The sequence below is a fragment of the Haloarcula sp. NS06 genome, assembly GCF_051122755.1.
Taxonomy (GTDB): domain Archaea; phylum Halobacteriota; class Halobacteria; order Halobacteriales; family Haloarculaceae; genus Haloarcula.
The window spans coordinates 898,203-923,887 of sequence record NZ_CP184844.1; the positions used below are offsets into that span (position 1 = coordinate 898,203).

General features: G+C 63.5%; 26 protein-coding genes and 3 pseudogenes. 19 read left to right on the forward strand and 10 right to left on the reverse strand.

Annotated elements, in window-relative coordinates:
• The first annotated feature begins 1 nt into the window (after position 1).
• The 5 genes from ACODNH_RS08300 (at position 2) to ACODNH_RS08320 (ending at position 4,025) form a co-directional block, all read left to right on the forward strand.
• Positions 2-1,234, forward strand: coding sequence for a HEAT repeat domain-containing protein (locus tag ACODNH_RS08300; protein WP_434531243.1), 1,233 nt, complete (start codon positions 2-4; stop codon positions 1,232-1,234).
• 59 nt (positions 1,235-1,293) lie between these two features.
• On the forward strand, positions 1,294-2,157 hold the full coding sequence (locus ACODNH_RS08305; protein ID WP_306709173.1) for a CheF family chemotaxis protein: 864 nt from the start codon (positions 1,294-1,296) through the stop codon (positions 2,155-2,157).
• A gap of 66 nt (positions 2,158-2,223) precedes the next feature.
• On the forward strand, positions 2,224-2,613 hold the full coding sequence (locus ACODNH_RS08310; RefSeq protein ID WP_007189320.1) for a 30S ribosomal protein S6e: 390 nt from the start codon (positions 2,224-2,226) through the stop codon (positions 2,611-2,613).
• A gap of 5 nt (positions 2,614-2,618) precedes the next feature.
• On the forward strand, positions 2,619-3,047 hold the full coding sequence (locus ACODNH_RS08315) for a DUF7112 family protein (protein WP_306709176.1): 429 nt from the start codon (positions 2,619-2,621) through the stop codon (positions 3,045-3,047).
• Positions 3,048-3,146: 99 nt separating this feature from the next.
• Positions 3,147-4,025, forward strand: coding sequence for a CheF family chemotaxis protein (locus tag ACODNH_RS08320; RefSeq protein WP_306709178.1), 879 nt, complete (start codon positions 3,147-3,149; stop codon positions 4,023-4,025).
• Between the two features lie 25 nt (positions 4,026-4,050).
• Here ACODNH_RS08320 and ACODNH_RS08325 read toward each other — a convergent pair whose 3' ends face one another.
• Positions 4,051-4,473: a dCTP deaminase gene (locus ACODNH_RS08325; RefSeq protein ID WP_434531244.1), complete on the reverse strand. Its 423-nt coding sequence runs from the start codon at positions 4,471-4,473 to the stop codon at positions 4,051-4,053.
• A 104-nt stretch (positions 4,474-4,577) separates the two neighbouring features.
• Between ACODNH_RS08325 and ACODNH_RS08330 the strand changes: the two genes are divergently transcribed.
• Positions 4,578-5,009, forward strand: coding sequence for a DUF5807 family protein (locus ACODNH_RS08330; protein ID WP_434531245.1), 432 nt, complete (start codon positions 4,578-4,580; stop codon positions 5,007-5,009).
• Position 5,010: 1 nt separating this feature from the next.
• Here the strand turns inward: ACODNH_RS08330 and ACODNH_RS08335 are convergent, their stop codons facing one another.
• From ACODNH_RS08335 to ACODNH_RS08345, 3 genes are all read right to left on the reverse strand, one after another.
• The gene (locus tag ACODNH_RS08335; RefSeq protein ID WP_434531246.1) at positions 5,011-5,448 is read right to left on the reverse strand and encodes a hypothetical protein; all 438 of its coding nucleotides are present in this window, start codon (positions 5,446-5,448) and stop codon (positions 5,011-5,013) included.
• 79 nt (positions 5,449-5,527) lie between these two features.
• A complete protein-coding gene (locus ACODNH_RS08340; RefSeq protein WP_434531247.1) occupies positions 5,528-6,619 on the reverse strand; it encodes a DHH family phosphoesterase in 1,092 nt (363 codons plus the stop codon).
• 43 nt (positions 6,620-6,662) lie between these two features.
• A complete protein-coding gene (locus ACODNH_RS08345; RefSeq protein ID WP_170096931.1) occupies positions 6,663-7,127 on the reverse strand; it encodes a universal stress protein in 465 nt (154 codons plus the stop codon).
• A 124-nt stretch (positions 7,128-7,251) separates the two neighbouring features.
• Between ACODNH_RS08345 and ACODNH_RS08350 the strand changes: the two genes are divergently transcribed.
• A complete protein-coding gene (locus tag ACODNH_RS08350; RefSeq protein ID WP_306709188.1) occupies positions 7,252-7,692 on the forward strand; it encodes a universal stress protein in 441 nt (146 codons plus the stop codon).
• Here ACODNH_RS08350 and ACODNH_RS08355 read toward each other — a convergent pair.
• Positions 7,689-8,210, reverse strand: a complete 522-nt coding sequence (locus ACODNH_RS08355; RefSeq protein ID WP_434531248.1) for a GNAT family N-acetyltransferase — start codon at positions 8,208-8,210, stop codon at positions 7,689-7,691. The two genes, ACODNH_RS08350 and ACODNH_RS08355, sit on opposite strands and share 4 nt — an antisense overlap.
• On the reverse strand, positions 8,207-8,578 hold the full coding sequence (locus ACODNH_RS08360; RefSeq protein ID WP_306709192.1) for a universal stress protein: 372 nt from the start codon (positions 8,576-8,578) through the stop codon (positions 8,207-8,209). Before ACODNH_RS08360 ends, ACODNH_RS08355 begins: the two co-directional genes overlap by 4 nt.
• 115 nt (positions 8,579-8,693) lie before the next feature.
• On the opposite strand from ACODNH_RS08360, the gene ACODNH_RS08365 reads away from it, so the two are divergent.
• Together ACODNH_RS08365 and ACODNH_RS08370 are read left to right on the forward strand one after the other, a co-directional pair.
• Positions 8,694-9,422, forward strand: a complete 729-nt coding sequence (locus ACODNH_RS08365) for a DUF5806 family protein (protein ID WP_434531249.1) — start codon at positions 8,694-8,696, stop codon at positions 9,420-9,422.
• Positions 9,423-9,433: 11 nt separating this feature from the next.
• Complete coding sequence (locus tag ACODNH_RS08370) at positions 9,434-9,859, forward strand: hypothetical protein (protein ID WP_434531250.1); 426 nt, start codon at positions 9,434-9,436, stop codon at positions 9,857-9,859.
• 33 nt (positions 9,860-9,892) lie between these two features.
• On the opposite strand, the gene ACODNH_RS08375 is transcribed toward ACODNH_RS08370, so the two are convergent.
• Positions 9,893-10,411 (reverse strand): DUF7529 family protein, encoded by a 519-nt coding sequence (locus ACODNH_RS08375; protein ID WP_434531251.1) that lies wholly within the window; start codon positions 10,409-10,411, stop codon positions 9,893-9,895.
• Between the two features lie 86 nt (positions 10,412-10,497).
• Between ACODNH_RS08375 and ACODNH_RS08380 the strand changes: the two are divergent.
• The 5 genes and pseudogenes from ACODNH_RS08380 to ACODNH_RS08400 all read left to right on the forward strand — a co-directional run.
• Positions 10,498-13,169 (forward strand): annotated as a pseudogene (locus tag ACODNH_RS08380) (dipeptide ABC transporter ATP-binding protein).
• A gap of 97 nt (positions 13,170-13,266) precedes the next feature.
• Positions 13,267-15,012, forward strand: coding sequence for an ABC transporter substrate-binding protein (locus ACODNH_RS08385; protein ID WP_434531252.1), 1,746 nt, complete (start codon positions 13,267-13,269; stop codon positions 15,010-15,012).
• A gap of 20 nt (positions 15,013-15,032) precedes the next feature.
• The gene (locus ACODNH_RS08390; protein WP_306709203.1) at positions 15,033-16,115 is read left to right on the forward strand and encodes an ABC transporter permease; all 1,083 of its coding nucleotides are present in this window, start codon (positions 15,033-15,035) and stop codon (positions 16,113-16,115) included.
• The gene (locus ACODNH_RS08395) at positions 16,112-17,041 is read left to right on the forward strand and encodes an ABC transporter permease (protein WP_306709205.1); all 930 of its coding nucleotides are present in this window, start codon (positions 16,112-16,114) and stop codon (positions 17,039-17,041) included. The genes ACODNH_RS08390 and ACODNH_RS08395 overlap by 4 nt, the downstream gene beginning before the upstream one ends.
• Positions 17,041-17,400 (forward strand): annotated as a pseudogene (locus ACODNH_RS08400) (DUF7268 family protein); the annotation flags it as partial. The gene ACODNH_RS08395 and the pseudogene ACODNH_RS08400, both read left to right, overlap by 1 nt.
• Positions 17,401-17,404: 4 nt before the next feature.
• Here the strand turns inward: ACODNH_RS08400 and ACODNH_RS08405 are convergent.
• Together ACODNH_RS08405 and ACODNH_RS08410 are read right to left on the reverse strand one after the other, a co-directional pair.
• A pseudogene (locus tag ACODNH_RS08405) lies at positions 17,405-18,730 on the reverse strand (dihydroorotase); the annotation flags it as partial.
• Between the two features lie 24 nt (positions 18,731-18,754).
• The gene (locus tag ACODNH_RS08410) at positions 18,755-19,438 is read right to left on the reverse strand and encodes a lipoate--protein ligase family protein (protein WP_306710459.1); all 684 of its coding nucleotides are present in this window, start codon (positions 19,436-19,438) and stop codon (positions 18,755-18,757) included.
• A gap of 63 nt (positions 19,439-19,501) precedes the next feature.
• On the opposite strand from ACODNH_RS08410, the gene ACODNH_RS08415 reads away from it, so the two are divergent.
• Together ACODNH_RS08415 and ACODNH_RS08420 are read left to right on the forward strand one after the other, a co-directional pair.
• Positions 19,502-19,699: a hypothetical protein gene (locus tag ACODNH_RS08415; RefSeq protein WP_434531253.1), complete on the forward strand. Its 198-nt coding sequence runs from the start codon at positions 19,502-19,504 to the stop codon at positions 19,697-19,699.
• Positions 19,700-19,983: 284 nt separating this feature from the next.
• Positions 19,984-20,838, forward strand: a complete 855-nt coding sequence (locus ACODNH_RS08420) for a hypothetical protein (protein WP_306709210.1) — start codon at positions 19,984-19,986, stop codon at positions 20,836-20,838.
• Positions 20,839-20,906: 68 nt separating this feature from the next.
• On the opposite strand, the gene ACODNH_RS08425 is transcribed toward ACODNH_RS08420, so the two are convergent.
• Positions 20,907-21,479, reverse strand: a complete 573-nt coding sequence (locus ACODNH_RS08425; RefSeq protein ID WP_306709212.1) for a cysteine hydrolase family protein — start codon at positions 21,477-21,479, stop codon at positions 20,907-20,909.
• Between the two features lie 148 nt (positions 21,480-21,627).
• Here ACODNH_RS08425 and ACODNH_RS08430 point away from each other — a divergent pair, with 148 nt between their 5' ends.
• Genes ACODNH_RS08430 through ACODNH_RS08440 form a run of 3 tightly spaced genes read left to right on the forward strand, consistent with a single transcriptional unit; the run spans position 21,628 to position 25,655 of the window.
• The gene (locus ACODNH_RS08430) at positions 21,628-23,088 is read left to right on the forward strand and encodes an Hvo_1808 family surface protein (RefSeq protein ID WP_434531254.1); all 1,461 of its coding nucleotides are present in this window, start codon (positions 21,628-21,630) and stop codon (positions 23,086-23,088) included.
• A complete protein-coding gene (locus ACODNH_RS08435) occupies positions 23,081-24,439 on the forward strand; it encodes an Hvo_1808 family surface protein (RefSeq protein WP_306709217.1) in 1,359 nt (452 codons plus the stop codon). The genes ACODNH_RS08430 and ACODNH_RS08435 overlap by 8 nt, the downstream gene beginning before the upstream one ends.
• 52 nt (positions 24,440-24,491) lie before the next feature.
• Positions 24,492-25,655: a nicotinate phosphoribosyltransferase gene (locus ACODNH_RS08440; protein WP_434531255.1), complete on the forward strand. Its 1,164-nt coding sequence runs from the start codon at positions 24,492-24,494 to the stop codon at positions 25,653-25,655.
• Positions 25,656-25,685 lie beyond the last annotated feature (30 nt).

Sequence of the window (25,685 nt, forward strand, 5' to 3'; positions counted from 1 at the left end):
TATGAGCCTCTACGAACTGGAACGGGACGGCAAGGCACAGGAACTCATCCGCCTCCTCAGAGAGAGCGACAACGAACGGGTCAAGACCCGTGCCGCGGAGCTACTGGGGAACTTCGAGGACCACGACGACCGGCGCGACGTTGTCAATGCCCTCGTGGACGCGGCCCAGAGCGACAGCGACGCGATCACCGGCGCGGCTATCGACTCACTTGATGAACTCGGTGACGACGCGATCACGCAACTTATCGGGAGTATGGCCGGCGTCGACCTCGAAGACGACGCCGCCGACTGGGTGAAGGCGAAGGCGTATATGCAGGTGCTCGACGCCGAAATCCCGGAACTCCGGATGGCAGCGGCAAACGGCCTCGGAAACCTAGACCAGGCCGACGCGGTCCCGAAGCTCGCAGAGCGCTTCGAGGACTCTGATCCGCGAGTACGGGCGCGAGCGGCCCGGTCGGCCGGGAAGATCGGCGACTCGCGGGCAACGACGCCGCTGGAGTCAGTCTTGTCGGACCCAAAAGCTGGCGTCAGGCGCGAGGCGGCGGACGCGCTGGGGAATATCGGGAACCGACAGGCGCTTCAGGCGTTGTTGCCGCTGTACGAGGATGACGACGAGCGAGTCCGGCGCATCGCCGTTGGGGCGTTCGGGAACTTCGGCAACGACCGGCCGGTCGACTATCTCATCGAAGCCCTTTCAGACGAGTCGGCTGCCGTCCGACGAACGGCCGTCTACTCGCTCATCGAACTCCTGTCGAACGTCCCGACCGACCAGAGCCACCAGATACGCGATACCGTCGTCGAGAAGCTCTCGAATACGGATGACCGGAGCGTCGTCGTGCCGCTGGTCGAAATTCTCGAAGAGAGCACGCAGGCCGCCCAGCGGCGTAACACTGCTTGGATGCTCGGACGGGTCACCAGCCAGGAAGAGCGTGACCGCGTCATCGAATCACTGGTCGACGCACTCAGCGACGACGACCAGATGCTCCGGCAGTTCGCCGCCACCAGTCTCGCCGAACTCGGCGACGATGACAACATGGTGGAACGGCGGCTACTCAAAATCGTGCAGGACGACGGCGTTGACCCCGATATCCGGGGACAAGCTATCTTCACCCTTGGGAAAGTTGGGAGCGAGCGCTCCCGGAAGACGCTGGATAAACTCATCGACGAGACCGAACACGACGTGGTCAGGAAGAAGGCCTTCTCGGCCATCTCGAAGCTCGGTGGCCGCGGATGAGTCAGCCGAGTGGATTAAGACGTGGCGGTGCGTACACCAGAGCGATAGCTGGCTAACCGATGAGCGACGGAGAACACGCACTGGTCGATACGAAGGGGAAGTTCGTTCAGGTCGTCTCGGACGGGCGCAAGCGAAACGACATCGAGTGGCTACCCGGTCGAATTTTGCTCTCGAACAAGCGGCTCGTCCTCGCGACCAGCGAGGGCAAACGGACCATCCCACTATCGAAAGTCAGCAGCGTCACGGCCAGCCAGATGAACCAGCCACTCGCACAGGTGGACAACTACATCAAGGTGCAGGCCGGCCGGAACGTGACGCTCATCTCGGCAAAGAAGGCCGAGGAGTTTCAGGAAAAACTCTACAGCACATTACTCGACCAGACCGTCGTCCTCGTCAACCATCCCGCAGTCAAGGGTGGCGTTGTTCAGGACGGCGGCTGGGAGAAGGGGCGGCTCAAGCTCGACGGCGACTGCATCAATCTGGCCATCGCCAGCGGCACGTTCGTCGAACTGGACATCGACGACGTTGGGACCGTCGAGGCAAAGGAGAAGACGATCCGCAGCGACGAGCGACCGCTGCTAGAGGTCGAACACACCATCGAAGGGACCAGCGTCGAAACCCACATCTCGGGGACACCCCGGCACGTCTCGCTCATCGAGGGGCTCGTCCGGCAGGGCGAGCAGCGCAACATCGCCGACGACGTGGAGCTTTCCGACAAGGAGACGCAGGTGCTGATGGCGCTGTACTCCGGTATCTCGCCGTTCAAGATTCCGGAGTTCGTCGACATGGAGATTGAAGAAGTCGAAGCCGTATATGACCGGTTGATGGAGTCCGATATCCTCGAGCCGGTCCGGACACGCCGGGAGGTCCAGCTTGAGGCCCGCGGTCGCTCAATCGCGAGCGATGCGATGGCCGACCAGTAACCGAGACGGTGTGACCGAGACGGACGGTTCGACGCGTTTTTGAAGCGCGGTTGATTGAGAACAGGTATGGCAGAATTCACGGTCGCTGTCTCCGACCCGGAGGACGGCCACACCTACCAGATCGACGTTGACGGACAGGACGCAAACCGCTTCATCGGCCGCGAGCTCGGCGACGAGGTCGACGGCGGCGCTGTTGGCCTTGATGGCTACTCGCTTGAACTGACCGGCGGCTCGGACACCTCCGGCCGACCGATGCGACCCGACGTTCGTGGCGTCACGACGAAAGAAATCATGTCCGATGGCGGCGTCGGCTTCGAGCCGACCACCGACGGCGAGCGCAAGCGGATCACCGTTCGTGGCCGCGAGGTCAGCGACGACACGCGCCAGATCAACGCGAAGATTACGGCCCGCGGCAGCGACGACGTGGCCGACCTCCTCGGCGACGACGACGAGTAAGTCACGTGCCGGACCGCGTTCCCAGTGACCACGAAACCGTCGAGACGCATCGCGTTCCCGTCGAGTCGGTCGGCCGAACCGACCGACCGCGAGTTGTACTCCCGGACGAACTCGATTTCGACGACGGAGACACCGTTCGCCTCGCAATTGACGGCGACTGGTACCACGCCGTCGTCGAGACGAATCTCGACGGCGAGCCGGTGATCTCACACGTTGCCGACAACCGCCGACTGGCCCGCGAACGAGACGGAACAAACCGCCTCGCGGAGTGGGTTGCCGATAGTGATGTCTCGCTTGGCGGGTCAGCACATCTCGACGTGGTCACCGACGGAACCGAGTACGGCCTCCGAACGCCGGGCAAGCGCGTCGTCTATACAGCGACTGGCGGCCCGGATTCCTCGCTGTCAGATATTGCTCGGAACCTCGACAACTGACGCTGTTGGCCCCATTCTCCTGAGCGAATCCGATTTTTGCTGTTGATACTCGCGCGAAACGCTCAATATCAGTGCTGATGTACATCGGGTAACGGACGAATGTCGGAATCAGTGATTGCGGATTTCGTCGGCAAATTCAACTCCGAAGTGGCCGGTCGGGGCGACCCTATCAGAGGTCGGATCGTCCTCTCGCAGAAGCGACTGGTACTGGCTGCAAGCGAGGACGACAAGCTGACCATCCCACTGGATTCGATTTTCGACATCGCCATCGGGCAGGTCCCACCCGATCTGGGCGATTTCTTCGACTCGACAGTGACCATTGCCTTCGAGCGCAAAGGAAAGCGACTCGTCGCAGCTATCGAAGCTGGCGACGAGAAAATCGAGAAGTTCGGCACGGTACTGTTCAAAGCCGTCATCAACGGTACCGAAACGACGGTCAAGGAACGCGCCCGCGTCGGTGGTCGCGTCACCGACGAGTCGTTCAAAACGGCGAAGCTATTCCTCACGCCCGGAAACGTCGAGTTCCGACGCAGCGACGGGTCGTTCAACGTCGACCTGAAGACAGTGTCGGACTTCGACCGGAATACGCGGGAAATTAACGGCAAAGGCCGGCCGGTACTGACGGTCCGACACATGAAAGACGGGACAGCCATGACGACGCTGGCCGCGATGGCGTCGAACCGCAAGATGTCTATCCTCGGGCGCTATCTCCGCCGCGAGTACGCCGAGCTCATGGAGGAGCTCAAAGACGTCGAACTCACGAAGGACAAGAAGGAGGTGCTGGTCGCGATGTACTCGACCGGCGACATGGACGGGATGCCGCTTGCAAGTATTCTTGGCAAGGATTCCTCACAGGTGTCGATGATTCTTCAGGACCTCTCGGCCGACGGCCTCGTACAAGACGGCTCCGACGGGCCGACGCTCACGCCGACTGGCAAGGTCGTCGCCAGCCGCCACCTCGAAGACGTGAACGCCTAATAACAGGGCGCTACCGCTCGTCGTCTTACTCCTCGGCTCCGACAATCGTACTAACTCTGGCGTTTTCCTTGAGCTTCAACCCCGCGCCGCCGACAGATAGTGGCACGCGCGGGAGCGCGCCAACGTGCAGTGTCGGGTGAGTCGCCCCGCGTTCGAGCAGTTCCGTCCGCGGCTGGAGCGTCACCGTCGCCTCGCCGGTCAGCGACTCGTTGTACTCGATAAGATACTGGCCGGCCCGCAGCGTCCACCACTCGTAGTCGTCGTCCGGTTTCCGCTTTTCACTTGTATGGGGAACCACTTCGGCCGCATCAAGCTCGCCGCCGCCGAAGTCGATCCGTCCCGGTTCGATGACCTCATACACCGCTGCGACGGTGAGGTCGAACCCTGGGCTGTCAGTCTGGGTCGGTTCGTGGACGATATCCGTGACGTACTGGGCGAAGTCGGTCATGTACGACTGTATGCCGCGAGTGTGCGTAAAAGTGAGGCTAGAACGGGACAGAGACATGCGGGAGGAACGCGGTACTTTTGCCCGGCGAGTGACTCCCTCTCTGCATGACCAAACACACGGAGTTTCTGGCGGGCGAGCGGCCTGAAGACGTGCTGTTCTTCCTCCATGAGGACGCCGTCTCGAACCCGGGTGCGCTGGCCGAGTACGCCGACGAAGTCGAGGACGGGCACGTTCTCGTCCTGCCGGGCGATGACGGCCGGAGTGCGTTCCAGTCGGCGACAGGCATCGACCCGATGGGACTGGCCCAAGAGGCGATGGGTACGGAGGGGGACATCGACGACGACCTGACCAACGCGGTCTGTCCGGTCGCCGAGGAGGAACCGGACAGTGACCACACGACCCGCTTTGTCTTCGCCTTCGCCGAAGAACAAAACGAGGACGTGGGCGGCCTCTACGCTGAGGGCGACGTGGTCCACGCCTACGCGGTGTGTGCCTGTGGGGAACGGTACAGCGACAAGTGGGTCGTCGGGGAGTAGCTTACAGCAGGAACGGCTCGGCAAGTCTGACGAGCAGTGCCTTCGGGAGTCCTGTTACTGGACTACCGCCATGTGAATATGGCACCCCAACCTCGTTGCGGGTGACGCCGTGGCGGAGGTGCTGGATACCGTCGAGGAGGAACCAACAGCCGAGGAGTGCCCCCAGGACAACGACCCACGTTGGGCCAGCGGCTGTAACCGTGTACGCCACGAAGCCAAACACGAGGAGCCCGAACACCACGTGGTCGGCGTAGTCGCCGACAGCGGCCTGGGCGACATCGGCGACGAGCCAGACACAGAAGGCGAGCGTTGCCGCGACTGCGGCATACCGTACCGACCCGTCGAGAACGTACAGCGTCGCGCCGACAGCGACGGTGCTTCCGAGTCGCTGTCGCACAGCTGTTTCGCGCGCGATTCGCGTGTGGAGGGACTCGGGCATCACCCAGAAGTGACGACTGAGAGGCAAATCAACGTTGTGTCGGGCGACGATACACCGTCCACGTCACTGTCAGGTCCGTCTACCGGTCGGTATCGACGCCTTCCGCTTCTTCCTCAGGCAACCGCCGGAACGCATCGACAATGGCCTGTTTCGCAACGGCCCCTTGCGTCGTCCAGTGGTGGGCGTAGTCCATCATGTCGTCGTAGATGTCGGGCTTGCAGCCCGCGGCTTTCGGGTGGCCGCCGCCGTTGACCTGCTGTGCGACCTCGTGGGCGCGCTCAAAGCTGTCCGTTCCGCGGATCGAGGCGGAACCGGCGGGCTTGACGATGACGGCGGCGTCCGCGCCCTGCTCGCGGAGGGCTTCGGCGACCTCGTTCTGCGAGCAGCGGCCGTAGGTGACGCCAACCGTCCACTCGCCTACGTCGCGGAGTTCGGCCCGGTCGACGGCCTTCTCGATAAGTGCCTCCTTCTCGACGCGCTTCTCCTCAAGGAACTCATGGAACTCCGGCGAGAGGTCGGGTCCGTGGTCACGGACCGCCTCGATATACTCCTCGGGTTCGCTCCAGTACGAGAGGTCTGCGAGGTCGTCGCTGCGGGGGTCGTCACGGATCCAGAGGTCGTGGTCGCGGGTGACGGCAGCGAGGTCGGCCCACTGCTCGTCGAAGTCGTAGTCGAGTTCCGACAGCGCCACGTCGGCGGTACACACTTCCTCAGAGTCGCCAACGGTGCGTTCGACACCGGCCGCGTCCACGTCGGCGGCGAGGTCGTCGGGCCACTGGTGGTGGTCGAACCAGACGACCCGTTCGGTGGTGTCGACTAGTGAATCGAGCGGGGCGATGTCGGACTCGCGGTCGGGACAGAGGTCACAGATGAAGACGGTCGCGTCAGGGTCGGCGTATTCGGCGGTCCATTCGAGCGCTTCCGTAAGTTCGTGTGGACCGGCGGGCAGCAGCGCGCCTTCGCCGTGGGCCTCGCGGATCAGCGCGGTACAGGCCAGTCCGTCAGCGTCGGGGTCGGCGATAACAATGACGCCGGCGTCCTGCAGCGTCTCGGCGGCTTCGGCTTCGGCTTGCTCTTCCTCGTAGGAATCCGGAATAAAGAACCCCTCACCGGGGAGTACAGATTTGCGGCCGATAGAGAGGCGGTCGTCGTCGATGAGCCAATCGTCCATGCCACAGCAAGCGGGCGGGGCGTCAAGAAGCCGTCGGGTTCCGTTACACGTCCTCGCGCTCGGGGTTGGGCTCGCCTTCGAGCTGGCGGACCGTCAACAGCGGCATCGGAGCCTCCCGGACGAGTTCCTCGGCGACGCTGCCCAGCAGGTAGCCGTGTTCGCCGTGGCGGCCGCGGGTTCCGCTGACGATGACATCGGCGTCGTGTTCCACTGCGTACGTACAGATCTCGTCGGCCGGGTCGCCCTCCCGAACAGCAGTGACGAGTTCCTCGTCTGCCTCGGCGTCGGCGGCCTCCAGAATGAACGAGAGGGCGCGGCCGCCAGTGGTCGCCAGCGCGCGCTCCAGCGCCTCGCGAACCTCTTCGGGAGTCGTCTCAACCTCGCCGGTGTCGACGACGTACAGCCCATGGACAGTTGCGTCGAAGCGCGCTGCCAGGTCCAGCGCCGCCTCGACGGCCCGCTCTGCGCTGCCGGAGCCGTCCGTGGCGATGACCACCGTATCGAACATACACCACGCATCGAAGCCGCGACTAAATACACTGTTGGTCACGGCGAGGGACTCACCGGATGACACGACGCCGCCGGCTCGAACCCCGGTGGATTTTTGCCGGCCGGGGTCACAGTGGCGAGTGATGGATATCGACCTCGTACTCGCGCCGGTCGACGGCAGCGACCAGTCGGAACGAGCGGCCGAGTACGCGATCGCCGTTGCGGAGCGGTATGACGCCGACCTCCACCTGCTGTTCGTCATTGACGAACGACTCCACCAGGATATCGACAGCGGCGACGTGAGCGCGACCGCGATCGCCGAGGAGCACCAGGCGTTCACCGAGAGTATCCGAGAACGGTTCCGCGACGCCCACGACGGCGCGTTCGAAACGTCGTCCGCGACCGCGTTCTCAGAGACACGGCTGATGCAGACGCCGGGTAGCGTTGTCCTCGACGTGGCTGAGGACATCGACGCGGATTTCATCGTCGTCCCGCGCGAGGAAAGAAGCGAAGGCGAAAAAGCCGTCGGGCGCGCAGCGACCTACGTCATCGAGTACGCAAGCCAGCCGGTCCTCACCGTCTAAAGACGGATCCCCATCTCTATCTCGAAGCTCTCGGCGCTACTGATCTCGAACCCGACCTTCTCGTACAGCGATATCGCCGGATCGTTCCACCGCTCAACGGTGAGCCAGACGTGGCCGATGCCTTCGGCCTGGCCGTACCCCAGCAGCGTCTCGACCAGCGCTGTCCCGATACCAGCACCCTGGTACGCTTGTAACACGAAGATAGCGAGTTCGTGCTCGTCCTCGTTGTCCGGGACCAGCGTCGCGTGGCCGGCGACAGTATCGTCGTGTTTGGCGACGACGTTTACACAGTCGCCGTCAAGGATCGTTTCGAGCCACTCGCGGATGGCGTCCTCTTTGACAGGCGGGATGCCCTGCGCCCGGTCGGCGGGGTCGAAGTCGAGATACATCTCGACGAGGCTCTCCGTGTCGGCGTCGTCCGCAGGGATGACGTCGATGGACCGGTCCTCGCGGTCGGTGATCGTCCGCGGTGGCTGCGGGAACGCTTCGGCGGGTTCATCTGGGTACGTGCGAGTCATCGGATGAGAGTCACCGGCGTCTGTGCGTTCAGGAGGACGAACTCGACAATGGGGCCGAGCTGTATCTTCCCGAGCGGCGAGCGGCCGCCGCCGCCGAGGACGATCCTATCGAACTCCTCGCTCTCGGCAATGTTCACCAGCTCACTTCCCGGTGAGGTGCCTTCGACACGGCGGAGCGGCGGCTCGAGCCCGCTTTCGTCGATATGCTCCTGTATCCGTTGCTGGACCGCTTCGATATCGGTGTCATTGTCTTCGTTGTCGAAGACAGCGACGGTCAGTTCGTCGCCCGTTTCGGCAACACGTTCGAGTGTTTCGGTCAGTGCCTGGTAGGACAGTTCGCTGCCCCCGACACCGAGCAGTATTTTCATAGTCGGGCCATGTATGGGAGCGGTAAAAAAGCCACCCGGCTGAACTGTCGGGAGAAGACCATGACAGCGGGGCGGCGGCGATACCCTTTTTCACCGCGGGCACGCATGCTCGGCTATGACTGAGGGCGCACCGCCGGACGAGACGGATGTCGAGGCGGCAGACGACGGATCGGCCGGACACCAGTCGGACGACCCGGCGGCCGCGGATGACGGGGCCGACGACGCCACCACAGGGAGCGGCCCTGCTGACTCGGCCACTGAACAGACAGCACCGGCCGAGCAAGCTAGCGAGACGGCGGTGTCCGAAGCCAATGACATCCCGTCCGACGTACAGAAGTACGACCGCTTCAAGAAAATCGAGGGCGGGACCTACGACCGCGCGAACGATTTCCTCCGGGACCGGACGTACATCACCGCCCGCGAGTGGGCCATCGCCCGCCTCTGTGCTGACTTCCGGACCGAAACGGGCGTCGAGATGACGAAAATCGGAGAAAACCTCCCGGAACTCGTCCCGTTCATGACGGACACGTACACGCCACAGGCGGTCAATCAGGCCCGCGCTGCCTTCGAAGACAAGGTCCGGAAGGCCGGCGCAACGTTCCTCTACGGTGCAATGTGTGACTTCTTCACCGCCGAGGACCTCGACGACGTGATGTACGAGGCCACGGAGGTCGCGAAGTTCCTGCTCGAAGTCGAGGGCGTCGACCTCGCCGTCGAGGACGAGATGGAGGCCGAAGACCGGATCTCCTCAGTGATGCGGGAGGTCCGCGAGCAGTCGGCGGCGCTGCGACACGACGAGGTGTGTTGTCCGGAGTGTGGCAATGAATTTCAGGTCGACGAGTAGCCACGGCTGAGATGGACGACATCGACCCTGACGCACAACCGTCGATGTCGGTCCACGAAGCGACACAGAAAGTGCTACGGACTGACTTGGCTATCGGTATCGGCGGGGCGGTGCTTGGCTACGCGGAAGCGGGGACAGCATTGATCGACGTACTGGCGGTGGTCGTCGGGTTCGGTCTCCTGACGGGTATCACGGTGGCTATCGTCGAACACGACGCGGTCCCGGGCGTCTACCCGGAGGTCGCCGCACTGGCGGCATTCATCGTGCTTTCCGGGGTTGTCGCCGGCCTCATGATGCTTTCCGAGGTGTCGGTGACGCTTGTACTCGCAGCCGTTCTCTCGGGCTTCGGTGTCGGTGTCATCGGCAACCGGTTGCTCTACGGGATCGTTTTCGACGTGCCAGCGTACCGACTGACCCAGGTGCGTGAGCAGTCATAGTCACGCAGTTGGTGCCCGGTCCTGAACTGGCGTTCAGTCGGGGAAGAACGGCTCGGGGTCCTCGTGGGTGACGGTAACCACCTCATCGTCGCTGAGCGGTCGGATATGCGAGTACAGTCCGTGGTCGGCGGCAACCTGCGAGAGGTCCGCGCGGTCGGTCTGGTCGTAGTACAGCGGCACGAGCACGGCGAGGTCGTCGCCACATTCCAGCGCGACAAGCAGGAACACCATCCCGTCGTCGGTCGCCCGAAACACCTCAGAGCGGTCGACGGTGCGGTCTTCGAGCGCGTCGGCGACCCGCCGGAACTCATCACCCGGAACCACGACATCGAAGCCAAGCCGCCGTGTTTCGGGCTCGTACTCGCCGGTCTGTTCGGCCATCGTCCGCGGCTCACCGGTCAGCACCGCCACGTCGCCGGGATGGAGTTCGATGGCCTCGCGCCCGTCGTCGCGGTACTGTGTTGCCGTCGCAGTCATGTCCTCGATGACCTGCTCCCAGTGACCGACGACACGGTCGAAGGGGTTAGATTCGGGGTCGGCAGGGTCGTTCATACGTCGAGTGTGGCGGCGGCCGGGATAAATTGTTGGTGGGACAGTGGCACAACAGTTTTACTGGTATTTTGAGAAGAAGGGGACAGATGCGCGACCTCTTAACATTATCTGACCTCCGTACCCAGTTCGAGACGGACCGCGGAACCGTCAAAGCCGTCGACGGCATCGACCTCACCGTCAGGGAGGGGGAGACCGTCGGTCTGGTCGGCGAGTCCGGATCAGGGAAATCCGTCACAGCGTTATCGGCAATGGATATCGTCGACGAGCCCGGACACATCGCCGGCGGAGAGATCCGGTTCGGCGCACTTGAGACAGTCACACGGCTGTCCCGGCAGTATCCGAAAGCAGTACGGACAGCAGACGAGGGCAGTGGGTTCATCACCATCGACGCGGCGACGGTCGACCGGAGTCGGCTCCCTGCATCGCTTGAGACGACGGCTGATGACCAGACGCTGGCCAAGCGGTTCATTCAAGAAGCCCCGAAAAAGGCCCTCCCGGAGGCCGGTGACGCACCCGTCACGATTACCGACGGCTACGTCGATCTGACGGCAGCCCCGGAACGGGTGATGCGGGACATCCGCGGCGGCGATATGGGGATGATCTTCCAAGACCCGATGACCTCGCTGAACCCCGCGATAACGGTCGGCGAGCAGGTCGCGGAGAGCCTGCGCCTCCACCGCTACGGGAGCAAGCGAAACGACTCGTGGTTCAACGCCGTCCGTGAAATCACGCCCTCGATCAGCCGGGGCGGCGAGATGGATGAGGAGGTCCGGGCGGACGTTATCTCGCTGCTGGAGGAGGTTGGTATCCCGGAACCGTCCGACCGCGTCAACGAGTATCCTCACGAGTTCTCCGGCGGGATGCGCCAGCGCGTGCTCATCGCCATCGCGCTGGCGTGTCGCCCAAAGCTTCTCGTCGCCGACGAGCCGACGACGGCGCTCGACGTGACCATTCAGGCACAGATTCTCGACCTTATCGACGACCTCCAGGCGGACCTCGGGATGTCGGTGCTGTTCATCACGCACGACCTCGGCGTCGTCGCAGAGACCTGCGACCGCGTCGCCGTGATGTACGCCGGCGAGATCGTCGAGGAGGGGCCGGTCGAAGAAATCTTCAACAACCCATCACATCCATACACGTACACGCTGCTTGAATCGATACCAGGCGATGGGACAGAGCGGCTGACGCCGATCGAGGGGAACGTCCCCAGCCTCATCGACATGCCAAGTGGCTGCCATTTCGCCGACCGCTGTCCGTGGGCTGAGCCGGAGTGTCGCGAGGGCGAAATTCCGTACCTCCAGCACGGCCCGGACGACGTCACCCATCGCTCGAAGTGTATCCTCGAATCGTTCGATACGGACGAATACGGTACCGGCGATACCGGCGTTGCCGCGACGGAAACGACACGAACGGACAGACAGCTCATGGAGGTTGACGGGCTGAAAAACACTTCTCGCGGGCCGACGACCTGCTGGACAAGTACGTCGGCCGCGAACCGGAGTCAGTCAAAGCCGTCGACGGCGTCTCGATGGACATCTACGAGGGCGAGACGCTGGGACTCGTCGGCGAGTCCGGCTGTGGGAAATCGACGACCGGGCGGACCATCCTCCGACTACTTGAACCGACAGACGGGAAGGTCGTTTTTGCCGGACAGGACCTTTCGGAGCTCGATAAAAGTGGTCTACGTGACGTCCGCCGGGACCTGCAGATGATCTTCCAGGACCCGATGTCCAGCCTCGACCCGCGGATGACCGTCGGCCAGACGATTATGGAGCCGCTGAAAATCCACGATCTCCCGGAGGACACCGGTGACGGCTCACGCCGCGAGCAACGGGTCGACCGTGTGGCTGACCTCATGGAGGCGGTGGGACTCGACACAGACCAGTACGACCGCTACCCGCACGAACTGTCAGGCGGACAGCGCCAGCGAGTCGGGATCGCCCGCGCGCTCGCCGTCGACCCCGACTTCATCGTCTGTGACGAACCCGTTTCAGCGCTTGACGTGAGCGTGCAGGCCCAGATAATCAATCTCCTGGAGGACCTCCAGCACGAGTTCGGCCTGACGTATCTGTTCATCGCCCACGACCTGAGCGTGGTTCGCCACATCTGTGACCGTGTCGCGGTGATGTATCTCGGCGAGGTGGTCGAAGTCGCCGACACGCCGGACCTGTTCGCGGACCCGAAACATCCCTACACGCGGGCGCTCATGTCGGCGATCCCGGAACCGGACCCGACCGTGGAAGCCGACCGGATACTGCTGAAAGGTGATGTCCCGTCACCGATTGACCCACCGTCAGGCTGTCACTTCCGGACTCGCTGTCCCGAGGTCATCCCACCGGATATCGATATCGAGCAGGAGACGTACCGCGAGGTAATGGACTACCGGCAACGGGTCGAGGACGAGGCCATCGCCATCGATGCAGTCCGGGAGCAGGCCGGAAACGCCGACAGCGCCACAGCGGCGACGGACGGCGGCGCAGATCTCACCGAACAGCCAAGCGGCAGGGGACAGGTGTCGATGTCGGCGTTCAAACAGACGATGTTCGACCGGTTCTTCGAAACGAGCCTGACCGGAGAGAACCGCCGCGTCGTCGGGACGTCGATTGAGCATCTCGCGGACGAGGACTGGGACGCTGCCGCATCGGTGCTACAGGATCGATTCGAGAGCGTCTGTGAGACACAGCACCCTGCACTCCAGCCGGACTCCCATCCAGCAGCGTGCCACCTTTACGATCAGAGTGACGGAAGCGGTGACTGAATAATATTACTTAGCTGCACATAAGGCTCAGGAGATATATAACTGAATCATTGATCTATCCGGTACAATTATAATAGATCTGTTTGAAGAAAGTCCCATGTCATCCGGTGATTCTCTGGACAGACGGAGCTTCCTTACCGCGGCCGGCAGTGCCGCGGCAGCCGCAACGCTTGCAGGTTGTTCCGGCGACGGCGGTGATGGTAGCGGGACCGAAGGTGGAGACGGTGGCGACGGGACTGGTAGCGATGGGGGCGACGGTGGAGACGGGGGCGACGGCGGAAGCGATCAGACGCTCGTGTACGCCCGCGGTGACCACCCCGAGAACTACGACCCACAGCAGTCAACCAGCGGCGAGGTGGCAAAAGTCACCAACCAGGTGTTTGACACCCTCATCCAGTTCGCAGCCGGAAGCGGCGGCCAACTCGAAGACGCGCTCGCAACTGACTACACACTTGAGGGGAGTACCGCGACGCTGACGCTCCGACAGGGTGTGATGTTCCACAACGGCGAAGAGTTCACCGCGTCAGACTTCAAGGCGACCTGGCAGCGGTTCACCCAGAGCGACTACGAGTACTACCTCGGCGATGATACCCGGTCGGGGTACGGTCCGTTCACGCTTGGCGACTGGATCGAAAGCGTCGACGCGAGTCAGGACTACGAGCTGACGATCGAGCTTACACAGCAGTTTGCGCCGTTCCTGCGGAACCTCGCGATGTTCGCCTCGGCAGTCCTCTCGAAAGCCCAGATCGAGTCACTGGGCGACAGTCAAGCCGACCTCGGAAGTGAACCTGCAGGTACTGGGGCCTTCCAGTTCGATACGCTCGACAACCCGAACGAGCGCATCCGACTGACGGCCAACAACGACTACTGGGGAGACGGCCCGAACGTCGGGACGGTCATTTTCAAGACCATCACCGAAAACAGCACGCGGGTGCAGGACGTCATAAACGGGGCCTCACACATCACAGACAACCTCGATTCCTCCGGATTCCAGCGCGCCGAGGAAAGCGGAACGGCGACCCTGTTGCGGAAGGACGGCATCAACCACGGCTACATGGCGATGAACATGGCCCGGTTCGAGCCGTTCCGGAACCAGCAGGTCCGCCAGGCCATCGCCCACGCCGTCAACACCGAGGCCATCGTCAACCAGATCTACCAGGGCTTTGCAACGCAGGCCTCCCAGCCGCTCCCGCCGGACGTGCTCGGGCACAACGACGACCTCGATCCGTATCCGACGGACAAGGAGAAGGCCCAGTCGATGCTCGAAGAGGCGGGTTACGGCGACGGCTTCGAGTTCGAACTCGCGACGTTCTCGAACCCCCGCGGATACAACCCCAGTCCGGTCAACACGGCGAACCAAGTGAAGTCAGACCTAGAGGAAATCGGTCTGACGGTCAACATCAACCAGTTCTCCAACTTCGGGCCGTATCTGGACTACACGTCGGCCGGGAAACACGACGCCTGTTTCCTCGGCTGGTACACCGATAACGCCGACCCGGACAACTTCCTGTACGTCCTACTGGACCCGCAGGTCGAGATGGACGCCGTCCCCGACGGGCAGGACTGGGTCAGTTTCGACGCCGACGGGTACAACACCCTCAACGTCTCCGGATGGGCCAACACGGACTACATGGAACTCGTCCGGGAAGCCCAGAAGACCTACGCGGAGGGCGACCGCGAGACGATGTACGAGGAAGCCAGCCAGATAGCCTACGACGAGTCCCCGTGGGTGTTCCTCGACTACGCCGAGACGCTTCGGGCAGTCAACGAGACTGTCGTCGAGGACTCCTACACGATCAGCTCTGTCGGTGGCCCGTATCTTAACACAGTCGAGCTGCAGTAGCGCTTCAAGAGAACTTTCGAATGAACTGGACACAGTTTCTTTTCAAGCTGGCCGAGCCGGTGGTACCGCCACGGTTCGTCATCAAGCGGCTGCTGTTGCTCATCCCGGTGCTGTTCGGCGTGGCGTCGGTCGTCTTCGCGATTCTCCACCTGGCCCCGGGCGACCCGGCTATCATTATCGCTGGCCAGCGAGCGTCAGCCGAACAGCTAGAACAAATACGTGTTGAGCTGGGACTTCGGCGGCCGCTCTGGGAACAGTACCTGAGCTTCCTGTGGGACGCGGCACGATTCGACTTCGGCCAGTCCTACAGCATCAGCCGCGGGAACAGCGTCCGATCGGTCATCTCGGACCGACTCCCGATCACGCTCGAACTCGCGATTTACGGCCAAGCAGCGGGCATCCTGCTTGGACTGCCACTGGGCATCATCTCCGCGGTCAAGCAAGACTCACTGACGGACCACGTCACTCGGATCGGAGCGCTGACTGGTATCTCGGTCCCAATATTCTGGTCCGGACCGCTGCTCATCTTGCTGTTCTCGACGTATCTTGATGTGTTCCCGACCAGTGGCCGCATCAAATCGACGCTGTTCCTGCCCGACACTTGGATGCTGTTCGGTCGTGAACTGCCCCTGACCGGGATGATAACGCTCGATACGATCCTGCTTGGAAACACTGAGGCGTTCCTCTCGGCGGCGCATCACCTGTTCCTGCCGGCGGTGGTCATCGGCGTCTACTCGACAGCGCTCATCTCGCGGATGATGCGGTCCTCGATGCTCGAAGTCATCCGTCAGGACTACATCCGGACCGCGCGGGCGAAAGGGCAGGGCGCGAAGATCACGCTGATGAAACACGGCTTCCGGAACGCGCTGATTCCGGTCGTCACCGTCATCGGGATCCAGTTCGGCACGTTGCTGGGCGGGGCAGTCCTGACCGAAACCGTGTTCGGTATCAACGGGATGGGGCTGACCATCGTCAACGCTATCGGCGTCTCTGACTACCCGGTAGTTCAGGGAACGGTTCTCACCTTCGCCCTGCTGTTCACGCTTGTGAACCTCCTCGTCGATGTCACCTACAGTTATCTTGACCCACGGATCCAACAATGAGTACGGACACCGAGACACGGGGTACGCTGGGACGCCTGCGGGCGTCCCCGTTCCTCGCCGACCTGCTGACGAACCGCCTCGCCGTCGTCGGGCTGACGATCATCCTCAGTATGGCCGCCGTCGCCATCTACGCCCGCGTGACATACGATGTCGGCGCACTTGCCAGCTCACAGCTCGGGACCGAAATCGCTGACCGCGCACCGCCCGGCTGGCTCGGTCCCGCGCCCGCGAACCAGCAGTTGTTCGGCACAGACGCGGCGGCACGTGACATCTACAAGCGGAGTCTGTACGGTGCGTGGCTGGCCCTGAAATTCGGGACGATCACGGTCGGGACCTCAACGACCGTGGGTGTCGGACTGGGCATTATTGCAGCATACTACGGCGACGTGACCGACAACGTCATCATGCGGACGATGGACGTGCTGCTGGCGTTCCCGCCGCTGTTGCTCGCACTCGCGCTGGTCGCCATTTTCCCGCGAGATCTTGGACTCTGGCGGGCCGTGGCGGCGCTCGTGCTGGTGTACACGCCGCGGTTCGCTCGAGTCGTTCGGGGAGCCGCACTCAAAGTGCTTGAAGACGAGTACGTCGACGCCACGGTCGCGCTTGGCGCGACTGATCCGCGAGTTCTCATCCGGCATATCCTACCGAATACGCTCGCGCCGATTACCGTCCAGTCCACGCTGAACTTCGGACTCGCCATCATCGACCTCGCTGCACTGTCGTTTCTTGGGTTCGGTGCACAGGCAGGGTCGCCATCGTGGGGACTGATGCTTTCCCGCGGTGTCGAGAACGGCCTCCTGACCGGCGAGTGGTGGCTCTCCTTCTTCCCGGGGCTGTTCCTCGCTATCACCGTGCTCGGGTTCAATCTGCTCGGTGACGGGATGCGCGACGCGCTCGATCCGCGGATGCGCGACGCGGTTGACTGATGGCCCAGCGCGGTTCCCCACCGCGGCTCCGGCAGTACGTCGCGGTCCGGGCGCGACTGGTTGGGAGCGGGCTAGTCGTCGGCCTCCTGCTTGGTGGCCTCGGAATGGTGGGCTGGACGCTCTACACCGGTGATGCACGGTCGAGTGAAGCGACGGTGTTCGCCCTCGGCGCACTGGTGTTCGGCTTTGGCCTGCTGGGCTGGTCCGGGTCGATACTCGCCGGCCGCGGCATCGAAGCCATGCAGGAACACATGGACACACGAAGCAACTGGACCGAGCGCGACTCGCGGCGGGCAATGGCCCGGCTCTGTGGCGGTGGCGGCGGGATAATGGTGGGGACGTCCGTCGTCGCGACGTTATTCTCAGCCGCTCGCTGTCCGCACCGCGGACATTCTCGCCCTGATGGTCGTAGAACACGTCCTCTTGAGCAGTGCTATCGTCAGCTTCCAGCACGTCGCCGCGCTCGTAGACGACCGTGCCCCGGACCATCGTCCATTCAGGGAACACCGCATCATGGCCCTCGAACGGCGTCCAGTCGCATTTCGAGTGGAGCGTCGCACCGCTGATCGCGCTCGTCTCGGTCGTGTCGACGAGCACGAGGTCAGCGTCCTTGCCGGCTTCGATAGCCCCCTTCTGTGGGATGTCGAACACGTCGGCCGGGTTGCGTGCAGTGAGGTCCCGAACGCGCTCGTAGGTGAGCCCGCTGTCCGGGTCACAAGCTTCAGCCAGTAGGAGCGGGAGGACCGTCTCGACACCGGGGACGCCCGACGGCGCGTCCCAGATACTGGCGTCTTTCTCTTCACGGGTGTGTGGCGCGTGGTCCGTTGCGATCATATCGACGGTCCCGTCGACGACGCGCTCGTAGAGCTTTTGGCGGCGTTTTTCGCGGCGCAGAGGCGGGTTCATCCGCCCGAACGTCCCCAGATCTGAGAGATCTCGCCGCGAGAGCAACAGGTGATGTGGCGTCACCTCGGTCGTCATCCCGGCCTCACTGGCGATGTCGACGCCCTCTGGCGTGGACGTGTGGGCGATGTGTATCGTCGCATCGTGTTTCTGCGCGACTGTACAGGCCCGCTCGACGGCCTCCGCTTCGGCCTTTGCGGTCCGGAACGCGCTCCAAGCGTCGGCGTCGTCACGGGCCCGGGCATCGTCGTTGAAGTAGTCAGCGTCCTCGGCGTGGACGGTGACCGGCACGTCGTTGTCGGTGGCAGCCTCCAGTGCGTCGGCAAACAGGTCGGCCTCGATACCCATGTCGCCGGTTGAGTCCGCGAGGAACACTTCGCCGAGTGCGAACAGCCGACGGCGAAGGAGGACGTTCGGAATCCAGTCGGCCGTGACGCCACCGTTGATACCCCAGTCGACGACGGAATCGGCAGCGAACTCGGCCTTCTGGTCGAACGACTCCCCGTCGATGGTCGGTGGGTCGGTGTTTGGCTGGTCGACGACAGCCGTGACGCCGCCGGCCGCCGCCGACCGGGACCCACTCTCCCACGTCTCCTTGTGCGGGTAGCCAGGCTGGCGGAAGTGAACGTGCGCGTCGATCATCCCCGGAAACAGTCGCTTGCCGGTCGCTTCGATGACATGCTGGTCGGACGCGTCGAGGTCGCGTCCGACTTCGACGATTGACTCGCCACGCACACGGACGTCGCGCTGACGACCGTCCGGTAGCGTCGCGTTACGGATGAGCATACGCCCAGTCGGCCGGGCGCACCCCTAAGTCTCTCGGATAGTGCCCACCGAGACGTCGCGGCCGTCAGCCAGTGACCGCTCCAGCGCTGCGATGACCCGTTCGGGGTCGTCGGTTCCCCCAGCGTTGGCGATGCTCCCGACGCTCTGGGGGTCGAAGGGGACATCAAGCGCCTCGTAAATCGGGGCCAGCACCTCGGCGATAGCCACGTGGTCCCGAGCGACGACAATGCCGCCGACAACAGCGACGGACTGGCGGACGCGCTGGGCGAGCCCCGCGATTTTACCGTCGGCCTGAATCGAGTGGCTCCCCGGACAGAACGCGGCGTCCGGTTCCCCGGTCCGAGCGGTGATGCCGCAGTCGTCAAGCGCGCGCTGCACAGTGGCTTTGGCCCACTCGTAGCGGTCATCGATAGTCCCTCGCGGGTCCTCGGTCGGGACAGCGAGGGAGAACGAGACAGTCGACCCAGTGTAGGCGACAGCGCGACCCCCAACGGCGCGCTCGATGACAGTGTACCCCCGGTCGCGAGCGGCCCGGCACGCTCGGTCGTAGCCGTCGCTGTTCGCGTCACGGCGGCCGAACGCGACCTGTCTGTGCGGTCGCCAGACTCGCAGGGCTGGCTCGCGGTCTTCGGCGACCGTCTCGGCCATCTCGCGGGTCCGCTCGAAATCGGTTTCGGGGTCGGCGGCGCGGCCCCGTAGCAGGCGCATAGTCACACCGTACGGCCCCTTCGGATTAAATCGGTCGCCGGTCCAGCAGGTGACCCCACAGCGGTGGATAGCGAACAGGCGACACGTGACCGTCGCGGCGGGACGTGTCGCGCTCCCGCTGCCCCCGCCGCGGTCGTCGTCAGCGCATACGAAGCGATGGCCCCAGTATGGCTCTTGAACCCTCGGACGAACCAGGACGCAGTAACGAAACAGGCCATCGTGATGCCGTGTCACAAGTTGTCAGAAGCAGAGAGCGAATGAGACAGAGCAATCCAAAGCCAGGTTTGGTGTACCGCGCTCGAACTCTGTGAGAGCGCGGCTTTTCGCCACCGAAAGACTCGCGAACTCGTCTTTCAAGCCTTGCTTCGTGGTTCGAGAGAGCTTCGCTCTCTCGTCATCACGAGGGGCGCTTGCGCCCCTCGAACGACTCCGCTCAGCAAGACCACGTTTTTCAAGGAGTGGTGGCGAGCATCGCGAGCCACCCGACGCAGAAAAAGGTGGTCTTGGACGACAGAGCCATACCGGTACACCCCTAATCGCCGTCGATGGCCGTCACGATACCGCGAGACGTGCTTGTCCAGTACTACCGGTTCTCCCTGTACAACTCGCCGTTCGACGCCCACGACGAGGGGTGTGCCATCGACCTCTACCCCGACGGCGAACGTGCACCGTCACCAGTCGCTGGCGAGGTCGTCGATACAAAGACGGTCCAGGCCCCGCCGAAGGCCTACGCCGCCGAGCACGATCACCTCATCGTGATCGATACTGGCGATACTGTGGCGCGGTTACTGCACGTCGACCCCGCTGTCGAACCCGGCGAGACAGTGGCCGTCGGCGACGACCTCGGAGCGCTGGTGCGGGCAGGCTTTTTCGCGCCGTGGGTCCCGAACCACATCCACCTCGGCTTCCGCGACCCTGATGCGAACCCCTACCGGGCGTCGGGGTCGCTGCCGGTCGACGTGGCCGTCGACGTGACGCCGCTGTCCTGGGACGGGACCGGGACCGTCGTCGACAGCGGCGAAACGTGGGCCCGACTTGACGAACCTGCCCATCCGGAACCCCGTGAATCCTTCGTTGGCATCGCCAACGATGTCGACGGCGACGGCTCAAGCGTTCTCGACGGCGGCTTGCCCCACTACTCGGGTGGTGGTCTGCTGAGTCATGATGGGGTCGAGGCCGCGGCCCTTGCAGGCCAACACGTCGGGACAGCCGACGGCCGAACGGTCGCATGGGACGACGTGACCGTGCTGGCGAACGGCAACCCGATAACCGGTATCGCGCTGTTCTGTGGCCGCGAGCGCTTCGGCGCGAAACTCGTTGGCGAGGGCATCGACCTCACCGTCGGCGACGAGGTACGGGTGACCATCGAGCGGGCCGCGGCCGTCGACGACGCCACGTAGCTAGACTATCGATAGCGCTCAGTGCAGGTCTGCTTCACCTGTTCATAGGCTGGGCCCTCGCCCATCCGTCAGGCGAACGTGAGGTCGTGGCGGTCAGTCAGTTCGCCGAATAGCCACTCCGCGTGATCCAGTGCGTACTCGCGGTGCTCGTCCTCGATGTAGCCGACGGCGTCCTCAACAAGCACTGGTCGGTAGTCTCGAAGGCCGGCACTGGACGCGGTGTGGAGTACGCAGACGTTCGCGAGCGTGCCACAGATGATCAAGTCCTTGACGCCGTGGGCGTCGAGCCACCCCTCCAGTTCCGTCTGGTAGAAGGCATCGTAGGTGTGCTTGACGACGATCAAGTCCTCGTCCTGTGGGTCAAGCTCGTCGACGAGTTCGGTCTCCCAGGAATCTTCAACGACGTGTTCGCCCCATCGGTCGAACTCATCGTAGTAGTGGGTGTCCTCGAACTGGTCGGGCGGATGCACGTCGCGGGTGAATACGACCTTCGCGCCAGCTTCACGGGCACGGTCGATGAGTTCGGCACAGGGCTCGATTGCTGCTTCGCTGTCCGGTGCGTAGAGGCTCCCGTCGGGGTGACAGAAGCCGTTCTGCATATCAACGACAATTATGGCGGTCTGCGCTGGGTCGAGTTCCATACGAGAACCTTGGCAGGGCGCGACTACGAAAGTTACTCTCACGGTGGGGTTCGGACGGCCCAAACAGACGCACAAAGTCCTTCTGGCCGACGAATGTGGTCACGATGAGCGTGTGACTTTTCACTGTGGTAACCTACCGTGAAAGTAGATGCGCCGCCCTTTCGCCCTCGTCGTTCTCTGTGCCGTTGCGCTGTTACTTGCAGGCTGTCAGGCACCCAGTGTGTCGCCCGACCAGACGGAGTCAAGCAACGTGGATCTGACGCCAAGCGAACCCGCGACCGACTACGGGAGCAACGACTCCGCCCCGGCAGCGCCTGCGACGGACCGGTTGGGCTACGAGAACGGCTACTGGTACAACGAGTCGCTATCGGTAACAACCGAAGACGGACTGAACGAGACAGAGCGGGAAGCCGTCGTTGCCCGAACAATGGCCCGCGTCGAACGGATTCGCGGGCTGGAGTTCGAAGAGACGGTTCCGGTCTCCGTCGTCTCGCGGGCCGAGTACCGCAACAACACGGGTGGCGGCGAGACCGGCGATTCGCTGCGCCGGTTTGACAACGTGAAGTTCGAGGCGCTGTTTTTCATCGGTGAGGACCGCGACTCTATTGCGGTCCAGAACAGCAACCGCGGAGAAAGCGTGCTGGGGTACTACAGCAGCCAGCGAAGTGAAATCGTCATCGTCAGTGAATCGGCGACACCGACGATTAGCCGGGGGACGCTGGCCCACGAACTCGTCCACGCGCTGCAGGACCAGCACTTCGGCCTCGAAAGTGACGCGCAGACGCGGGATCAGGTACAGGGTCGGAACGGCATGGTCGAAGGCGATGCCGTTGCTGTCACCCAGACCTACACCGACCGCTGTGGCGAGGCATGGCGCTGTATCGACAGGCCTGCCCAGAGCGGCGGTGGTGGCGGTGACCGCCACTTCGGTATCAACTTCATGCAGTATTTCCCCTACAGCGATGGGCCCGGCCTGATCAGAAATCTCCGAGAACGTGGCGGCTGGAGCGCCGTCAATGACGCGTACGACGACTATCCCGACGGGGCCGCCGAAGTGACCTATCCCGAGCGCTACCCCGAGTGGGAACCCGAGTCAGTCTCGCTTGCAGACCGGTCCAGCGACGACTGGGAGCGGGTCAGACCCTCGACCGACCGCGACCGACCCGACTACGCCGTTGTCGGCCCCTCCGCCATCGCCGGGTCGATGGCGTACACCATCGCCGATGACTACAACGAGTCGAGCGTTGTCCGGACGCGGGACGTCATCAACTACAAGGATGGGGCGTTGGACAGCGACGACCCGTACAACTACGACTTGCCCGCGACCGACGGCTGGACCGGTGGCCGGATGCACGTCTACGCCAGCGGCGACGAAACGGCATACGTCTGGAAAACGACGTGGGCCAGCGAGGCCGACGCCCGCGAATTCGTCGACGCCTGGACAGCGGTCATCGCTCACTGGGGCGGCACTCGAACCACGGACGGCCACTGGGTAATAGCGGAGGACAGTCCCTACACCGACGCTGTTTCGGTCAGGGTCGACGGACAGACCGTCACTGTGGTGAACGCACCGACAGCCGACGAACTGAGCGAGGTCCACGATGCGTAAGGAACTGCTCGTCGCGCTGGCGGTCGTCCTCGCGGGCTGTGCGGTTCCGTCCTTCGGCGGCAGCGACCACCCTGCGACGCCGACCGGCGAAGACGCCATCGGCTACGAGAACGGCTACTGGTACGACGACTCGGTGTCAGTGACGACCGACGACGGACTGAATGAGACGGAGCGGGAGGCTGTCGTCGCCCGGACGATGGCCCGCGTCGAGCAGGTCCGCGATTTGGAATTCAAAGAATCGGTCCCGGTTTCGGTCATCTCCCGGGCAGAGTACCAGAACCGGTCCGGGGGCAACGACAGCGGCGACAGCAGTCGTCCACAGGACCCCTGGAACGACCAGGTGTGGGAAGCGCTCCTGATAATCGGTGAAGACTCCGGCAGCAGCGACGAAATCGATGACACACTTTCGACGACAGTGCAGGGCTACTATTCGCCGAGCGAGGACGAAATCGTCATCGTCAGCCCGACGGAGACGCCACAGATCGACCGACGAACCCTCTCACACGAACTCGTTCACGCCCTGCAGGACCAGCACTTCGGGCTGAACGGCTCCGCGAAGACGCAGGACACACAACTATCACGACAGGGCGTTACCGAGGGCGAGGCCAACTACGTCCGTGCCCTCTACGAACGTCAGTGCAGTGACGGCTGGGGCTGTATCGCGCTCCCGGACCGGACCAGTGACGGAGGCAGCAACGACGGCGATACCGAAAGCCAGGAACCGAGCTACAACGAGGGGCTGTTCACGGTTCTCTACCAGCCCTACGTTACCGGACCGCGGTTCATTGATCAGGTTCGCTCTGACGGTGGCTGGGACGCCGTTGACGCCCTCCACGACAACTTCCCCGACAGCACCGAACAGGTGCTCCACTCTTCGAAATATCCGGACGAAAAGCCCGTGAACGTCACTGTTGCTGACCGTTCGACCGACGAATGGAGCCGCTTCGACCACGACCCGGTCGGCGACACAGTTGGGGAGACCTCGATTTACGCGATGATGTACCACAACAGGCAGACAGAGGGCGACCGCTACAGCTACGAGAGCGAGGTCTCGGCAGGTTGGGGTGGTGACCTTGTCGTGCCCTACCGCAACGGCTCCGGCGGGTACGGGTACGTCTGGGAGACCCGCTGGGACACCGAGGCGGATGCTAGCGAGTTCGCACAGGCCTACCGAGCGGCGCTGACCGAGGAACACGACGCTAGCCAGCCCCGCAGTAACGTCTACGTCGTCCCAGCAGACGACCAGTTCAACGACGCCTTCCGCGTGGTCCGGTCGGGGAAGACCGTCCGCATCGTCAACGGACCGACAGTGAGCGACCTCGACGAGATTCACCAGCAAGCAGAGTCCTGAGGGGCAGTCGCCGACCGGACCGCTTTTTTCGCCACACTGAAAACACCGTGCCATGAGCGAGGAGTTCGACATCGTCTCACCAGAGGCGATTCGCGAGGGGCGGGCGACCGACGCCTACTTCGACCGGACGATGGAGGCGCTAGAACACGCGGGCAAGAACCCGGACGTGGTCGCCGAGGTGACGGCGAATCAGTTCGCGACGGGCCGGTGGAAGCTACTGTCGGGGCTGAAAGACGCCGCCGAGTTGCTCGAAGGGCGGGACATCGATGTCGACGCGCTCCCCGAAGGACAACTGTTCGACGGTGGCCCGGTGATGCGAATCGAAGGGACGTACCGGGAATTCTGTCGTCTAGAGACGGCGCTCCTTGGCTTTCTTTCACATTCGACCGGTGTCGCGACGCGAGCACTAGAGGCCCGCCACGCCGCACCGGAGTCGACGGTGCTCTCCTTTGGTTCGCGCCACGTCCACCCGTCGATCGGTGCGATGGTCGAGCGGTCCGCGCTGCTGGGTGGTCTCGACGGTATCTCGAACGTCGCTGCGGGTGAGGTTATCGGCCGGGACGCCGGTGGGACGATGCCCCACGCACTCATGATTTGCTTCGGCCGGGGCAATCAGGAGCAGGCGTGGCAGGCGTTCGACGCCGCTGTCCCGGAGGAGACACCACGTATCGCGCTGACCGACACCTACAGTGACGAGACCGACGAAGCGCTCCGCGCGGCGGAAGCTGTCGATGACCTCACGGGCGTTCGGCTGGACACGACCGGCTCCCGCCGCGGGGACTTCCGCCACATCGTTCGAGAGGTACGCTGGACGCTGGACGCCTACGGGCACGAGGACGTGGACCTGTTCCTCTCAGGCGGTATCACCCCGGCAACCCTGCGAGAACTACGAGACGTGGCCGACGGCTTCGGCGTCGGGGGGTACGTCGCCAACGCCGACCCACTGGATTTCGCGCTGGATATCGTCGAACTGGACGGCGAGCCGGCCGCCAAGCGAGGGAAGCTCACCGGGACGAAGTCAGTGTACCGAACCGCCGATGGCGGCCATCACATCGGCCTGGCCGACCGCGAGGGGCCGGCGGACGCCGAGTCGCTACTGGAGCCACTGATTCGGGACGGGGAAATCGTCAGGGAGTTCGACCTCGATGCGGCTATCGACCGCGCGGAGTCGGACGCCGAGCGAGTCGGCTACGAGGGCGTGACCGCGGCTGAGTAACGGGCGTTAAGTCTCCGGCCCGCGAACACG